This is a genomic window from Tabrizicola sp. (assembly GCF_051645465.1).
In the GTDB taxonomy this organism is placed as follows: Bacteria; Pseudomonadota; Alphaproteobacteria; order Rhodobacterales; family Rhodobacteraceae; genus Tabrizicola.
On sequence record NZ_JBOFBI010000145.1, the window covers coordinates 1 to 15,185 of the forward strand.

The window sequence follows — 15,185 nt, forward strand, 5'->3', positions numbered from 1 at the left end:
GTCGCGCATCGCGCCTTTGCCGACCGGGGCTTCGCCGAGGTCTCGCTCGATGCGCTCGCGGCCGAGGCAGGCGTGACCCGCGGGGCGCTCCACCATCACTTCACCAACAAGGCCGGGCTATTCGAGGCAGTCCTGCGGCAGATGGATGCCGAGATCGGTGCCGAGCTCGACGCCGCGTGGGACTCCGCGCTGCCGTCCTGGACCGCCTGGCGCGCGTGCTTTCACCAGTATCTCGACGCGGTTTTGCGCCCCGACCGGCTTCGGCTCTTCTTCCTGGAAGGCCCCGCGATCCTTGGCGCGCAGGCTTTCGACCTCCTGCTCAACTCGGGCCTCGCCGAGGTTGTCGAGGGTCTCTCGGACCCCGGCGTGCAAATGGCCCTCACCGTCGCCGACGCCGAGGCGATGGCAATCACGCTGAATGGCGCTGTGCTGAACCTCGCTCTATGGGTCGCCGAAGCGCCCGACCAGCCCGACCGCAAGGCGCGAGCCCACCGGATGCTCGACGCCCTCTTCGACGGCCTGACGCTTGCGCCCTAGCGCTTCCCGAACAGCGACCCCAGGACCCCCCGGATGATCGCCTGGCCGGACCTGCTCCCCAACTGCCGGGCAAAGCTCTTCGCGAAGGTCGCCCCAATCGAATCCGACCGCCCCGAACTGCGCTTTGGCTGGTCGCTGCCATAGCCCTGGCCGTCATAGCGCCGGGCGCGCTCATGTTCCTGCTTCTCGGCCACTTCGCGGGCCTCGGCGTCGGCCGCCTCGCGCGCCGCGGCTTCCGACTTCACGCGCAGCTTCTCGAACGCGCTATCCCGGTCCAGCACCTGCTCGTACTTGCCCTTGACCGGCGAGCCCGCCATCACCGCAGCCCGCCCCGCCTGATCGATCGGCCCAAGCTGGCTGGACGGCGGGCGGATCAGCGTGCGCTCGGCAATCCCCGGCACACCCTTCGCCTCCAGAAGCGAGGTCACCGCCTCCCCCGTCCCCACATCCCGGATCGCCTCGTCAATCGCAAAGCGCGGGTTCGGGCGGTAGGTCTCGGCCGCCTTGGCCAGGTCCTTCTGGTCCTTGGCCGTGAAAGCCCGCAGCGCGTGCTGCACACGGTTCCCCAGCTGGCCAAGGATATTGTCAGGCACATCCGCCGGGTTCTGGGTGATGAAGTAGACCCCAACCCCCTTCGACCGGATCAGGCGCGCGACTTGCTCGACCTTGGCAACCAGCGCCTTCGGCGCGTCCGTGAACAGCAGATGCGCCTCGTCGAAGAAGAACACCAGCTTCGGCTTGTCCGGATCGCCGATCTCGGGCAGCGCCTCGAAAAGCTCGGACAGCAGCCAAAGGAGGAACGTCGCATAAAGCCGGGGCGAGTTCATCAGCTTGTCAGCAGCCAGAACGCTGATCCGGCCAAGCCCCGCGGAATCGACCGTCATCAGGTCAGCCAGGTCCAGCGCCGGTTCGCCGAAAAGCCCCGAGCCGCCCTCGTTCTCCAGAACCAGAAGCCGCCGCTGGATCGCGCCGACCGATTCCTTCGACACCAGGCCATAGCGGCCCGAGATGTCCTCGGCATTCTCGGCCACGAAGGTCAAAAGCGCCTGCAGGTCCTTAAGGTCCAGAAGCGGCAGCCCCTCCTCGTCCGAGAGCCGGAAGGCGACGTTCAGCACGCCCTCTTGCGGTTCGGAAAGCTCCAGAAGCCGCGACAGCAGAAGCGGCCCCATCTCCTCGACGGTGGCACGGACCGGATGGCCCTTTTCGCCGAAGAGGTCCCAGAAGATCACCGGGAAGGCACGATATTGCAGGTCCAGCCCGATCTGCGCCGCGCGCTTGGTGAAGGGCTCGTGCAGCTTGTGGCTTGCCGACCCCGGCGCCGCGATGCCGGAAAGATCGCCCTTCACGTCCGACAGGAAGACCGGGACGCCCGCCGCCGAAAAGCCCTCAGCGAGGACTTGCAGTGTCACCGTCTTGCCGGTCCCGGTTGCCCCGGCGATCAGCCCATGCCGGTTGCCATACTTCAGAAGCAACTGCTGCGGGACTGTATAGCCCTCGCCCCCGCCGCCCAGAAAAATGCTGTCCGCCGCGCCCGCTTGATCCGCCACTGTAACCTCACACAACCTGAAGGCGAGGCGCCGTCACGGCCCCCGCACCCTGCTTCCGTCGGGGCCAAACATACATTGTTAACCCCGATCTGCCAGACTCATCTTGTCAGACCGGCGATCTGCCGCGACTGATGGTGACTTCCTCCCTGTTGACTGGCCGCGCCCTTGAAAAGGCGCGGTTTTTTTCTAACAATTACGTAAAAGAACCCGTTGACGACCCGGCCAATCCGCCGTAGCGTCCCTTCCCATGAAGTCGGCCAGTCCGACAGGGAGCAAACAAAAATATATGGAAAGGGCCGGTTCTTCCGGCCCTTTTTCATTTGTCCGTGACCGCAAGGGCAGAAGCACGCCGGGCGTTCTTTTCGCACCTGACTTGTGGGGACGGGCATGTTACAGACCCGCCAGAAATCGACCGACCAAAGGAAATGTCGAAGATGGCAAAGACCACGAGCATTACGCTTGCCCTGATCCTGGCACTCGCCACCACACCGCTGGCCGCGCAGACAACCGAAGAAACACCCCCGGCAGATGAAGGCGTTGCGGCAGACGCTCCAACCGGGGACAACCTGTCGCTCGGCCAGGAAGTCGGCGGGGGCGAAAACGGGCCTGGCACCAACTACACCGCCGCAAAGTTCGAAGCGTGGGAGCAGCGCTGCGTCCGGACCGAATCCGGGGTCGACCCCTGCCAGCTCTACCTGCTTCTGAAGGACAAGGAAGGCAACTCGGTCGCCGAGTTCACCATGTTCAACCTGCCGAAAGGCTCCGAAGGCCCGGCCGTTGCGGGTGCCACCTTCATCGCGCCGCTCGAAACGCTTCTGACCGCGGGGATGACGCTGCAGATCGACGGCGGCAAGGGCAAAGCCTACCCCTTCACCTTCTGCACCCAGATCGGCTGCGTCGCCCGGATCGGCTTCACCGCCGAAGAGGTGGCTCAGATGAAGAAGGGCGCGAACGCGGTGATCACGATCGTTCCGTTCGTCGCGGCTGACCAGAAGGTCGAATTGACCATGTCGCTCAAAGGGTTCACCGCCGGTCTTGATGCGGTGATCGCTGCCAACGATGCGGCGGACGCGGCAGCGGCAGCGGCTCCCGCCGAGGGCGGCGCGACCGAAGGCGCTGCACCTGCCGAAGGCGCAGCCCCGACCGAAGGCGAAGCTCCGGCCGAGGGCACAACCAACCCGTGATGCGCGGCTGATCCGAAGTCAGAGGCCGGCCCGCCTGGGCCGGCCTTTTGCATCAGGCCTTGCGGAAGGCCAACACGGCGTTCAGCCCACCGAAAGCAAATGCGTTGCTCAGTGCCGCGCTGATCTCCCCAGTCCGCGCCTTATTCGGCACCACATCAAGCGGGCATTCGGGGTCAGCCGCCTGGAAACCGACAGTCGGCGGGATCAGCCTTTCAGTCAAAGCCAGCACGCAGGCAATCGCCTCCAGCGCGCCAGTCGCCCCGATCGCGTGCCCATGCATCGACTTGGTCGACGATACCGGCGGGGCTTCGGGGCCGAAAACATCAAGAATTGCAAGACTTTCCGAGCGATCGTTCAGCAGCGTCCCCGTACCATGGGCATTGATATAGCCAACCTCGCGCGGCCTCATCCCGGCATCGGCCAGCGCCGCCCGCATCGCCCGCACCGCCCCGTCAACGTTGGGTGCCACGATATCCGCCGCATCCGCCGTCATCCCGAACCCGGCAACCTCGGCCAGAATCCTGGCCCCCCGCGCATGGGCGTGTTCCTCGGCCTCGAACACCAGCACCCCGGCCCCGTCGCCGATCACCAGGCCCTTCCGGCCTGCCGAGAACGGGCGGCAGGCATCCGGCGCGAGAACGCGCAGGCTTTCCCAGGCCTTGACCCCGCCAAAGCAAAGCATCGCCTCCGACCCGCCCGCGAGCATCACATCTGCCACGCCATGCCGGATCTGCTGCAGGGCGAGACCCATGGCGTGATTTGCGCTGGCGCAGGCAGTGGCCGTGCTTAGAACCGGGCCGCCGATCCCGTGCCGGATCGACAGATGCGAGGCGGCCGCATTGTGCATCAGCCGCGGCACCACCAGTGGGGGCACCCGCGTTTTGCCTTCGACAAACACCGCGCGGTAACTGTCTTCCCAGGTCTGTATGCCGCCCGCCGCAGTGCCCATGATCACGCCTGCGCGCGGGCCAAGCGGGCCGGACAGACCGGCCATCCCCATCGCCTCGGCACCCGCGACCAGAGCGTACTGCGTAACGCGGTCGTAAAGCGAAAGCTCCGCCGGGGAAAAGCGCGTCTCAGGACGCCAGTCCCGCACTTCCGCGCCGATGCGGATGGTCAGACGGTCGGCATCGCGCACCGTCAGCGGCCCGATGCCAGAGCGGCCCATGCGGAACGCGTCGAACGTCCCCGGCACGTCCGTGGCCAGCGCATTCACCGTCCCAAGGCCGGTAACGACGACCCGCCTCATGCCGCCTTCTGGTCGATCAGCCGCTGGACCCCCGCGACGATGCTTTCAACGGACGAAAAGTCGAAATCCGGCTGATCCGGTTCGTTTGCATTGAACGGAACGGAAATGTCGAACCGCTCTTCCAGCGCGAAAATCGCCTCGACCTTGCCAAGGCTGTCGAGCCCCAGGTCATCCACCCGCGCGTCCGGCGCAACCTCGCCAGGCGACAGCAAAAGCTGCTTCGCCAGGATCGCAATCACCGCTTCTTCGATCTCTGCCCGCATCATCCCCTCGCCCGACCAGTCTTACTCGGTCTCGGGCTCGGACGAAACGCCCTTCTCCAGCGCCGCAACCCTCGCGGCCAGCCGCGGCAGGCGGCGGAGCGCCTTTTGCATCTCGACATGCGTCTCCATCTTCACCGCCGGATAGCCCAGCAGCACCCGTCCCGCCGGAGCATTGGTGAAGATCTTCGTCGCACCGCCGCAGATCACGTCATTGCCGACGAAGATGTTGTCGTTAACCCCGCACTGCCCGCCCATCACCACCCGGTCACCGATCCGAGCCGACCCGGCGATCCCCACCTGCCCGCAGATCAGGCAGTCCCGCCCGATCTGGACGTTGTGGCCGACATGGACAAGGTTATCGAGCTTCGTCCCCGACCCTATCGAGGTATCCCGGATCGTCCCCCGGTCGATACACACGTTCGCGCCGATTTCCACATCGTCGCCGATGGTTACGGCCCCAAGCGAATGTATCCGCGTCCAGGTCTGATCCTTGATCTCAGCGCGTGAGCCCAGGGTCTCGCGGATCTCCTCGACCCCCGATTTCTCGGGAGTGACAAAGGAAAACCCGTCCGCCCCGATCACCGCGCCCGGCTGGCAGATGAACCGGTCGCCAATGGTGACCCGCGCCCCGATCCGCGCGCCTTGCAGGATCAGCGCCTCCGCCCCGATCCGCGCACCCTCGGCGATGGACACATGCGATGCGATCCGAGCGCCCGCACCAAGCACCACCCCCGGCCCGATCACCACGAACGGCCCGACAGCAGCCCCCACACCGATGTCAGCCGTCGGATGCACGATCGCCGTCGCATGAACCCCCGGAGCAATATCCGGCCCTGGATCCATCAGCCGCGTCAGCCCCGCCATCGCCAGCCGCCCGCGCGGCGCAAAGATCGCGGCCTTCAGCCCCATCCCGCGCCAATCCGCCCCCGGCCAGACCACCGCCGCCCGCGCCTGGCCCTTGCCGATCCCGTCGCCATACCGCGGGTCCATCGCCAGCGCGAGCTCATCCGGCCCCGCCGCCTGCGGCTCGGCCGCACCCGTCACCTGAAGGTCAAGATCACCCTCGGCCTCGGCCCCAAGCGCCAAAGCGATATCGCGGATCGTGTGGGCCATGGCGTCTCCCGGAGAGCTTCCGGCCGAGATTTACCCCTGAACGCCCGCCAGTTCCACCCCAGCCGCCGACAGCGCCTCAAACAGTGCCGCGTCCCGGCCATAGATGTCGCGCCGATAGCTGATGCGGCCCTTCGCATCCGGATAGGCGGTGAAATAGACCAGATGCACCGGCAGGGTCTGCTTCAGCTTGACCGTCGTTTCGTCGCCAGTATCCAGCGCCGCCTCGAACTCGGCTTCGGCATTGTCGGTCTGCCAGGACAAAAGCTCATGCGCCAGGTCGAACGGGTCCGCGACCCGGATGCAGCCATGGCTGTAGGCCCGAACCTCGTTGTCGAACAAGGACTTGGAGGGTGTGTCATGCAGATAGATGTTGTAGGGGTTCGGGAACATGAACTTCACCTTCCCCAGCGCATTCCCGTCCGACGGCGGCTGGCGCAGACCGAACGGGAAGGTCCGGGCATTGTAGGCCCCGAAGTTCACCGACCCGCGCGACACCACCCGGCCCCGGCCATCGATCACCTGCAGATGGCCCACGGCGTTGGGGTTCTGCTGCAGAAGCGGCAAGTATTCGTTGACGATGATCGAACGCGGCACCCCCCACGAGGGGTTGATCACCATATGCTCCATCTCGTCCGAGAACTCAGGCGACCGCTGGTCGGACACGTTCTTCCCGATCACCACCCTGGTCTCGAAAATCGTCTTGCCGCCGTCGATGATCCTCGCCCGGAAGTCGGGCAGGTTCACCCAGACGTGCTTGACGTCGCGGTCGATATGCATCCACCGCTCGCGCTCCATGGCGACGATCACGGATTTCAGCCGCTCTTCCGGGGGCAGGTTGATCTCGATGATCGTGCTTTCGCCCGCCGTACCATCGGCCGTCAGCCCATGGTTCAGCTGGAACGCCGTCACCGCCGATTGCAGCGCACGGTCGTAGCTGGCGATGGCAGTCGGCGCGAGATAGCCCATCCGTACCAGCCGGTCGCGAAGCGCCACGACCGCAGGCCCGGTATCGCCAGGCGCAAGCGAGCTTGCCGGAACCGGCTCGCCCCATCCGCCTGCCGCGATCTGGGCCTCAAGCCCGATCTTCGCTTTCATCAGATGCATGTAGGACTGCGACTTCGGCTCCAGCCAGGCCAGAACCGCTTCCGGATCGCCATTTGCAATGCGGGCAAGCAGAACTTGCGGATCGATCCGCTTGATCTCGCGCAGAATGCCGCGGTCTACCTCTTTCGGCTCCAGCGCCCCCGAGTTCAGATCGCGCGCCCAGGCCAGATAGGCCCGCGTCATCTCAACCTCGACGCGCCCGCGGTCGCCTTCGGTCTCAGCCGCCCGCAAGGCTGCTGTCAGCACGTCCGCATCATAGCGCGCTTTGGGCAGACCATGGTCCTTGGCCGAGCCAATTGCGGCCAGAAAAGCCGACCGGCGCGCTTCGTCGTCAGCCCCGGTCCAAAGCGTGTCGTAGGCGGTCTTGCGATACCATTCGGCAATGGCTTCATCTGCAGATGCGGTCGCCGCAAGCGATTGCGTAAACGCCGCCGACTGCGCCTGTGCGGTCAGAGGCAGGGCAATAGAGGTAGCAATCGACAACGATATCAGCAGCGACTTGCGGGTCAGACCGCGCACAGCAGAAAAGGTCATTCGGCCCCCAAACTCAACAACTTGAACCTCTCATCGCCCCTTTTCGCATATCCGCAAAACATGTCCATTCACAAACGTGTCCGGGTCAGGTTCTCCCGATAATTGTCCAGCAAACAGCAACAGTCCGCGTCGAAATCGGTGCAGAAACACCACACATGGCGGAAATTGGTCGCGTTAAGCAGAAATTTGCCGATTCAGGTTGAGCTCACGACCCAGTGGACAATCGGCGCTTGGGCTTCGATTCGACTTGTGCAATAACTTCGTTGCACTTGGGGAAGAAGTAGCACGAGAGCTGCGCATCGGCAGTCAAAGACAGCACGGGGACAGGCGTTAGAATGACGGACAATCGGACTTTCGGCGTCACGCGGCGCGGACTTCTTGGCGCGTTTGCGGCGACAGCCTTGGTAGCGGCACCTTCATACACCAGTGCTTTTGGCGTTCTGAAGGGTGCAGGCGACATCCGCAGGATCAGGATGTACTCGGGTCGTACCGGCGAAGCCATCGACACGATCTACTGGATCGAGGGTGAGTACATCCCGGAAGTCATGAAGGAAATCAACTACTTCATGCGGGACTGGCGGTCGGATGAATCGATGAAGATGGACATGCGCACCATCGACATCATGGCCGCCTCGCACCGCCTGATGGATGTGAACGAACCCTATATGCTCCTCTCCGGCTACCGTTGCCCCAAGACCAACGCGATGCTTCGGTCGAAATCGCGCGGCGTCGCAAAGAACTCCCTCCACATGAAAGGCCAGGCTGCGGACCTGCGGCTTACGTCGCGCTCGGTCGGCCAGATGGCCAAAGCAGCGGCAGCCTGCGCGTCAGGCGGGGTCGGACGGTATTCGCGGTCGAACTTCGTCCACATGGATTGCGGCCCGGTCCGCAGCTGGGGCGGCTGATTTCCGCCACCCCCAACGAAGAAAAGCGGCGCCTTCGGGCGCCTTTTTCATTTGGATTTTAGGAAACGGAGAAAGGCCCACCACGGACGGCAGCTCACCTAGTCGCCCTGCCCCGCGCCACCCTCGACCTGCCGCCCGCGAAAGCCCATCGCCACCACGAACTTCTCGGAACTGTCAGCCCGGCTGGCGGGCGGCTTCACATTCGCCACCTTGCTGAAGTTCCGCTTCAGCATTGTCTGCATCTCGTTCTCGGCACCCCCGGCCAGCACCTTCGCAACAAAAGTGCCGCCATCGTCCAGCACGTCGAAAGCGAAAGCCAGCGCCGCTTCGACCAGCGCCACGATCCGCAGATGGTCCGTTGCCTTGTGCCCGCTTGCAGCCGCGGCCATGTCTGACAGCACCACATCGGCGCGGCCGCCAAGCCAGCCTTTCACCTTCTCATCCGCATCGTCCGCCAGAAAATCCAGCTGGTGAATCTCGGCCCCCGCAATTGGTTCCACCTCCTGCAGGTCCACCCCCAGCACCGTCCCCACCGGTTTCTTCGGGTTCTGCCCCAGCGCGTTGACCCGCGCCACGGCCACCTGGCACCAGCCCCCCGGCGCGCAGCCAAGGTCAACCACCCGCGCACCCGGCTTCAGGAACCCGTACCGGTCATCCAGCTCCAGGATCTTGTAGGCCGCTCGGCCCCGGTAGCCCTCTTTCTTCGCCCGGATCACGTAAGGATCGTTCAGCTGCCGCTCAAGCCACAGCGTTGAGGAAAGCTTCCGCCCCTTCGCCGTCTTCACCCTGACCCGCAGCTCGCGCTGGCCACGACCCGAGGTCGGTTTTTCCGTCATGTGTAGGGCCCGTCTTCCAAGACACCGTCCGCGCTCATCTGCGCGTAAAGAAGCCCCTCCCTAAGCCCCCGATCCGCCACCGACAAGCGGTCAGTCGGCCAGATCCGCATCAGCGCCTGCAGAATTGCCGCCCCCGACATGATCAGCGCATGCCGGTCGCGGCCGATGCGCGGGTCGGTCCGCCGCCCCTCGGGCCCAAGCGCCAGATAGTCGCGGATCACAAAGTCGATCTGGTCGCTCGTCATCTGCAGCCCATCGACCTTGGTCCGGTCATAGCGCTTCAGGTTCAGGAAGCTTGCCGCGACGGTCGTGACCGTTCCGCTGGTCCCGATGATCTGGAACCCCTCGCGCGGGTTATCGGCATTGTATGGGCTGAAGCTCGACAGGTTCTCCTCGAAGAACCAGCTCATCAGCGCAAACCGCGCCGCATCGTCATCGACGTCGATGAACTGATCCTTCAGCGTCGCCACCCCCAGCGGCACCGAGATCCAGTCCACCACCCGCGCCACAGCGCCGTCCCCTTGGGCGTTGAACCCCATGTGCAGCCGCATGATCGCCCGCGGCCGGTCAACCGGCGCCACCCCGGAAAGGTCGATCCACACAAGCTCGGTCGAGCCGCCGCCGATGTCGACCACCAGAAGCTGCTCGGTCGTATGGCTGACCAGCGGCGCGCAGGAGATCACCGCCAGCCGCGCCTCTTCCTCCGGCGCGATGATCTCCAGGCTCAGGCCCGTCTCCCGCCGCACCTGCCGGATGAAATCCCGCGCATTCCGCGCCCTGCGGCAGGCCTCGGTCGCAACCAGCCGCATCCGCCGCACGCCATGCTTCTCGATCTTCTTCTCGCAGATCCGCAAAGCCTGGATCGTCCGCGCCATCGACGACCGCGAAAGCCGACCGGAGGCCTCAAGCCCCACGCCCAGCTGTACGGATTTCGAGAAGCTGTCGACGATCGCAAACTGACTGCCCGTCGGCTGGGCAATCAGCATCCGACACGAGTTCGTTCCAAGGTCCAGCGCCGCGTAAAGCGGAGCAGGCCCGGCCTGGGATAGGGCTGACGGCTCATCCGCGCGGGAAACGGCCAACGGCGTCTCGACCGGCGCGTCTGCAGCGTCCGCCCTACGGGGACGCTCGGGCGTCATAACCGCCCTCCATCTGTGGTTGAGGCCAAAGGTAGTCACCTTCGCCGCCCCACGCAAGCGCGCATCGCGCCATCGCAAACGAGGTTCATGTTTTGCATGAAGTTTTTTCCGGGCCACCCCCGTCGCCTCGGCCCAAGCTTCGTGATATTCGGCGCTGGCAGGGAAGCGGGGTCGCATCCTCGCGCCGCCATGTCGAAAACCGACACTGTCTGTCGGGGACGGGCGACTATCTACTAGGGTCAACGAAGCAGAGGAATCACCGAACCATGGCCGAAGTCACCGTCGTCTTCTGGCGCGACATCCCGGCCCAGGTCATTGTCGGCAAAGGCCGCCGCGGGTCGAAAGTCCAGCTTTCCGAACGCTTCGAACAGGCCATCGACCGCTGCGCCATGAAAGTCGGCGCCCGCGACACCGACAGCTACCTCGCCGAATGGCGCAAAGCCGTCGTGGCCGAGGTCGAGGGCGAACCCGACGACATCGCAAAGTCCGAAGCCGCCCGGCTTGAGGCCGAATTCGACACCGCGCGCCTCAAGGCACTGATCGACCAAGATGGCTGGGCCAAGGCCTGACCCCCTATGACCCTCAAGGAGACCGTGATGGCCCTGTTCAATTTCCGCCGCAAGGAAGACGTCTCGGCCCAAGCTGGCCAGCCGTTTGAAGCCTTCCTCAAGGGCTACTCGATCGAAGTAATGCCCCGCACCGCCGAAAAGGTGGAAAGCTTCCGCGACATCCTCCCCAAAGGCACCCGCGTCTACATCGCCCATATCGAAGGCACCCCCATCGAGGACATGGTCGCCACCGCCCGCCGCATCAACGGCGAAGGCTATGATGTCATGCCGCATTTCCCCGCCCGCATCATCCCGGACAAGGCGACCCTCGCCGACTGGATCGCCCGCTATCAGGGCGAGGCGAACGTCCAGCAGGCGCTCCTCCTCGGCGGTGGCGTCAACACCCCCGCGGGTGATTTCGACAGCTCGATGCAGATGATCGAAACCGGCCTTTTCGACGGCTTCAAGCGCCTCCATGTCGCTGGCCACCCCGAGGGGAACCGCGACATCGACAAAGGCGGCGGCGATGCGGTCCTGCTGCAGGCGCTGAAGTGGAAGCAGGCCTTCGCCGACCGTTCCGACGCCGAAATGGCCATCGCCACCCAGTTCTGCTTCGAAGCCGACCCGGTCATCGCCTGGGCCAACCGACTGGCGGCCGAGGGCATCAAGCTCCCGATCCACATCGGCGTCGCGGGCCCCGCCAAACTCCAGACCCTGATCAAATTCGCCATCGCCTGTGGTGTGGGGCCGTCCCTCCGTGTCCTCCAGAAGCGCGCAATGGATGTGACGAAACTCCTCCTTCCTTACGAGCCGACCGAAGTCCTCGAAGGCCTCGCCACCCACAAGGCCGCGACCCCCGGCTTCGGGATCGAGCAGGTCCACTTCTTCCCCCTTGGCGGCATCAAGACCAATGCCGAGTGGATCACCAAGAACGGCGGCGCTTCGGGCGTTCCGGCCAGCGCAACAGCCTGAGAAAAAGGTTTAAGAATGACTCGCACTGTCGTTGAATCCAAAACGAAAACCGTGATCATCGGCTTTGACGAGCCCTTCTGCGTGATCGGCGAACGCATCAACCCCACCGGCCGCAAGAAACTCGCCGCTGAACTGGAGGCCGGGAACTTCGAGACCGTCATCAAGGACGCCCTCGAACAGGTCGCCTGTGGCGCGACCGTCCTCGACGTGAACTCCGGCGCTGTCTTCACCAACATGATGGCGAAAGACCCGCGCTACGCCGACAACAACTTCGTCGAGCCGCCGCTGATGAAGGCCCTGATCGAGATCATCCAGCAGACCGTCGACGTCCCCCTCTGCATCGACAGCTCCGTCCCAGGCGCGTTGGAGGCGGGCCTCAAGGCCTGCGAAGGCCGCCCGCTCCTGAACTCCGTCACCGGGGAAGAGGAACGCCTGGAACTCGTCCTGCCCTTGGTCAAGAAATACAACGTCCCCGTAGTGGCAATCTCGAACGACGACACCGGCATCTCGCCCGACCCCGACGTTCGCTTCGCCGTGGCGAAGAAAATCGTCGAACGCGCCGCCGATTTCGGCATCCCCGCGCACGACATCGTCGTCGACCCCCTGGTCATGCCCGTGGGCGCGATGGCCTCCGCCGGTCAGCAGGTCTTCACCCTCGTCCGGCGCCTCCGCGAAGAGCTTGGCGTCAACACCACATGCGGCGCCTCGAACATCAGCTTCGGCCTCCCCCACCGCCACGGCATCAACGGCGCCTTCCTCCCCATGGCCATTGGGGCCGGGATGACCAGCGCCATCATGAACCCCGTCCGCCAGCAAGAGATGGAGGCGATCCGCGCCGCCAACTTCCTGATGAACCACGACGCCAACGGCGGCGAATGGATCCGCTTCGCCAAGGTGCTGGAGGCGGTTGAGGGCGGGGCAACCTTTGCCGAGGCTTCGGCTGCCGCGAGCCAGGCCGCTGGCGGGCGTCGGGGTGGGCGGAGAGGGCGGGCGTAACACGCACGCCAGGGGCGGCTCAGCCCCCCTTTACAGCCACAAACCGCTATTGGGACGTTGAACCGGCCTAAGGTGGTCGTCCGGAGAGCAACTGGCTTTGAGTAATCGTCACTGCGTGCACGAAGGCATTTTGATTAGAACACCGCTCCAGGTCAAAGCGTCACAAAGTACTTGGCGTCGTTCGCCATACTATAGAGAAACAGTTGTTCTCCAGATTGCCACAGCGCTGCAGCACCAGGCAGAACACTCAGTGTCCCGATCTTTGCAACGGCCCGTTTGCGGATGCGCCTATTCATAGCCGCCGACACTCGATTGCAAAGCCCGATATTCCAGACCGCTCCAGCGGTGTCGCGGATCAGCCCGTTCTCAGCACCCATTCGATCTGTGCTGGACGTATTGGTCGACGAGTATTCGAGGCGGTGCCCCTTACCGAACACCTCCAATTCTAAACTCAGACAACCCGTGTCATCGATACGCTCGATAACACTTCCTGCCATCGAGCCCGAAGTCACTTTGTGCTTGTATACAATCAGGGCCGGACATGCATCGCGCACTCGCAGCAGAAGACTAAGCCTCCGACCATGACTTCCGTGGTGTGCTGGTCGATCAAATTCGACAACCACAGCTTCTGGAGAGTCAAATCTCCTTAGCGGCAGATCTGCGCGTGAACTCACTTCGAAGACATCGGCAACGCCCCAATCGAAAAGCTCTTCCAGAAGAGCTTTGTGGTCGGCAACGGTTCCAAACCATTGGCAAAGCGGCAACTTAAGCTCCCAACTTGGGGTGAAAGCCGTGCGTCTAAGTTGTCACTAGAAAGTCTCTCAAACAAGAAGCGAGCTGTAGGGTGCGTGATTTCACGCACCATCCGCCCCATCCCCAAACCTTAACACCACCCTGACGTTCCCCAACAGCCCTCTGAAAATATTGGGAAAGTCGGGCGTAGGGTGCTCTGCAAAGCCTCAGACTTAGCCGTCAGAGGGTAGCGACCTACCGAAGAAGACAGCGCTGCCCGGCTAGGCCAGCCTTTGTGCAAGCAGATCCAGCTCGCTCCTGTCGGGGACGGGCAAGTTAGCCAACGAAACTGCGAACCCCTCGTCGGTCAGGACGACATGCTTCGCCGATATAATGTCACTGCTCGTGTGCAGGGGAACGACATTTAGGTGGGCATGGGCCACACCAAATCCGTGGACGACATAGCCAATGCGCAACGGCTTTAGCTCGCGGAGAAGATTTCTGCCAAGTCGTTGTGCTACCGTCAAAATATGGCAAGCCAGCGCATCCGGTAGATCGGTGAAGTGGTCTACGTGTTTGCGAGGAATGACCATGAATTCACCGGGGTTGATGGGACGAATGTTCATGAACGCAAGACATTGCTCATCCTGGTGCAAGAAGCTGGCTCTGCTTTCACCGGATGCAATCATGCAGAATACGCACATGGTGCCTATTATGTCCTTTCGCGCTAAAGCCAATCGACGCGATCTGTAGGGTGCGTGATTTCACGCACCGATCAACCCACCCCAAAACCTTAACACCACCCTAACGACCCCTCAACAACCCATTGAAATCATTTGGCACACCCCCCGTAACGCTGAGTTACGCCCTACCCCGCCACCGCCCGCAAAGAGGCCGCCCTTGCGGCCGGAACCCGGTCCACCTCGACGCAGGTGAAGACGTGGAGCGTGTCCAGCTCCCGGTCCACCACCGCATGGTCCGACACCCACCCCCCCATCGCGAGATAAGTCCGCAGAAGCGGAGGCAGCCCGGCCAGCGAGGCCCTCCGGTCCCCCACCGGCCCCACCAGCAAAGGATACTCCACCACCTCCACAGCCTTCCTCCCCGGCCGATGCTCCTCCGGCCCCAGGAACTCCTCCGCCAGCAACGCCAGCCCCGCCCGATGCAAGGTCCAGTCCGCCCCCCGGAAGGACGAACACCCGACCAAAAGCCCCGCCTGCCCCTCATCCACGATCCGCGTCATCGCCCCCCAGGCGAGCCGCAGCACATCCGGATGCACCCCCCCAGGGGCCAGGCAGAACCGCCCCATCTCGGCAATCGGCTTCGCATAGCCCGACAGCGGCCCCACATCATAAAACTGCGCCGCATAGCCCTGCGCAAGCCCCGCCCCCCAGCCGAACAGCATCACCCGGAAGGAGGCCAGCATCCCCCCCTCGCCTTGCACGACAACATGCGCCGAAAGCCCGTCCTGCTCGTCATCCTCCGGGCCAGGATGCGGAAAGGCCGGGCGCCGAAAGGTCATGACC

General features: G+C 64.0%; 16 protein-coding genes. 6 read left to right on the forward strand and 10 right to left on the reverse strand.

Annotated features, from left to right (window positions below; translation table 11 throughout):
- Window positions 1-537, forward strand: a 537-nt coding sequence (locus ACRCSW_RS09045) for a TetR/AcrR family transcriptional regulator (protein WP_438704390.1), incomplete at its 5' end; no start/stop codon positions are given.
- Here ACRCSW_RS09045 and ACRCSW_RS09050 read toward each other — a convergent pair.
- Entirely contained in the window at window positions 534-2,084 is a 1,551-nt protein-coding gene (locus ACRCSW_RS09050) for a helicase HerA-like domain-containing protein (RefSeq protein ID WP_438704392.1), read from the reverse strand. The genes ACRCSW_RS09045 and ACRCSW_RS09050 overlap by 4 nt on opposite strands.
- 434 nt (window positions 2,085-2,518) lie before the next feature.
- On the opposite strand from ACRCSW_RS09050, the gene ACRCSW_RS09055 reads away from it, so the two are divergent.
- Window positions 2,519-3,268 (forward strand): invasion associated locus B family protein, encoded by a 750-nt coding sequence (locus tag ACRCSW_RS09055; protein ID WP_438704393.1) that lies wholly within the window; start codon window positions 2,519-2,521, stop codon window positions 3,266-3,268.
- Window positions 3,269-3,320: 52 nt separating this feature from the next.
- On the opposite strand, the gene ACRCSW_RS09060 is transcribed toward ACRCSW_RS09055, so the two are convergent.
- Genes ACRCSW_RS09060 through ACRCSW_RS09075 form a run of 4 tightly spaced genes read right to left on the reverse strand, consistent with a single transcriptional unit; the run spans window position 3,321 to window position 7,531 of the window.
- Window positions 3,321-4,517, reverse strand: a complete 1,197-nt coding sequence (locus tag ACRCSW_RS09060; RefSeq protein ID WP_438704395.1) for a beta-ketoacyl-[acyl-carrier-protein] synthase family protein — start codon at window positions 4,515-4,517, stop codon at window positions 3,321-3,323.
- Complete coding sequence (locus tag ACRCSW_RS09065) at window positions 4,514-4,783, reverse strand: acyl carrier protein (protein WP_438704397.1); 270 nt, start codon at window positions 4,781-4,783, stop codon at window positions 4,514-4,516. Before ACRCSW_RS09065 ends, ACRCSW_RS09060 begins: the two co-directional genes overlap by 4 nt.
- A gap of 18 nt (window positions 4,784-4,801) precedes the next feature.
- The gene (gene lpxD, locus ACRCSW_RS09070) at window positions 4,802-5,893 is read right to left on the reverse strand and encodes a UDP-3-O-(3-hydroxymyristoyl)glucosamine N-acyltransferase (protein ID WP_438704398.1); all 1,092 of its coding nucleotides are present in this window, start codon (window positions 5,891-5,893) and stop codon (window positions 4,802-4,804) included.
- 30 nt (window positions 5,894-5,923) lie between these two features.
- Entirely contained in the window at window positions 5,924-7,531 is a 1,608-nt protein-coding gene (locus tag ACRCSW_RS09075; RefSeq protein ID WP_438704399.1) for a L,D-transpeptidase family protein, read from the reverse strand.
- Between the two features lie 335 nt (window positions 7,532-7,866).
- Between ACRCSW_RS09075 and ACRCSW_RS09080 the strand changes: the two genes are divergently transcribed.
- Window positions 7,867-8,436: a YcbK family protein gene (locus tag ACRCSW_RS09080; protein WP_438704401.1), complete on the forward strand. Its 570-nt coding sequence runs from the start codon at window positions 7,867-7,869 to the stop codon at window positions 8,434-8,436.
- A gap of 98 nt (window positions 8,437-8,534) precedes the next feature.
- Here the strand turns inward: ACRCSW_RS09080 and ACRCSW_RS09085 are convergent, their stop codons facing one another.
- Together ACRCSW_RS09085 and ACRCSW_RS09090 are read right to left on the reverse strand one after the other, a co-directional pair.
- Window positions 8,535-9,272, reverse strand: coding sequence for an RlmE family RNA methyltransferase (locus ACRCSW_RS09085; protein WP_438704403.1), 738 nt, complete (start codon window positions 9,270-9,272; stop codon window positions 8,535-8,537).
- The gene (locus ACRCSW_RS09090) at window positions 9,269-10,411 is read right to left on the reverse strand and encodes a Ppx/GppA phosphatase family protein (RefSeq protein WP_438704405.1); all 1,143 of its coding nucleotides are present in this window, start codon (window positions 10,409-10,411) and stop codon (window positions 9,269-9,271) included. Before ACRCSW_RS09090 ends, ACRCSW_RS09085 begins: the two co-directional genes overlap by 4 nt.
- A 266-nt stretch (window positions 10,412-10,677) precedes the next feature.
- Between ACRCSW_RS09090 and ACRCSW_RS09095 the strand changes: the two genes are divergently transcribed.
- From ACRCSW_RS09095 to ACRCSW_RS09105, 3 genes are read left to right on the forward strand one after another with little or no spacing between them, the layout of a single operon-like run.
- The gene (locus tag ACRCSW_RS09095; RefSeq protein WP_438704407.1) at window positions 10,678-10,980 is read left to right on the forward strand and encodes a virulence factor; all 303 of its coding nucleotides are present in this window, start codon (window positions 10,678-10,680) and stop codon (window positions 10,978-10,980) included.
- Between the two features lie 27 nt (window positions 10,981-11,007).
- Window positions 11,008-11,931 carry a methylenetetrahydrofolate reductase gene (locus tag ACRCSW_RS09100; protein ID WP_438704408.1) on the forward strand — a complete coding sequence of 308 codons (924 nt, stop codon included), beginning with the start codon at window positions 11,008-11,010 and terminating at the stop codon, window positions 11,929-11,931.
- Window positions 11,932-11,946: 15 nt separating this feature from the next.
- The gene (locus tag ACRCSW_RS09105) at window positions 11,947-12,927 is read left to right on the forward strand and encodes a methyltetrahydrofolate cobalamin methyltransferase (protein WP_438704410.1); all 981 of its coding nucleotides are present in this window, start codon (window positions 11,947-11,949) and stop codon (window positions 12,925-12,927) included.
- 152 nt (window positions 12,928-13,079) lie between these two features.
- On the opposite strand, the gene ACRCSW_RS09110 is transcribed toward ACRCSW_RS09105, so the two are convergent.
- The 3 genes from ACRCSW_RS09110 to ACRCSW_RS09120 form a co-directional block, all read right to left on the reverse strand.
- Window positions 13,080-13,691 (reverse strand): hypothetical protein, encoded by a 612-nt coding sequence (locus ACRCSW_RS09110; RefSeq protein ID WP_438704411.1) that lies wholly within the window; start codon window positions 13,689-13,691, stop codon window positions 13,080-13,082.
- Between the two features lie 249 nt (window positions 13,692-13,940).
- Window positions 13,941-14,363, reverse strand: coding sequence for an HIT family protein (locus ACRCSW_RS09115; RefSeq protein WP_438704413.1), 423 nt, complete (start codon window positions 14,361-14,363; stop codon window positions 13,941-13,943).
- A gap of 164 nt (window positions 14,364-14,527) precedes the next feature.
- The coding region (locus ACRCSW_RS09120) for a GNAT family N-acyltransferase (RefSeq protein ID WP_438704415.1) at window positions 14,528-15,185 on the reverse strand (658 nt) is incomplete at its 5' end.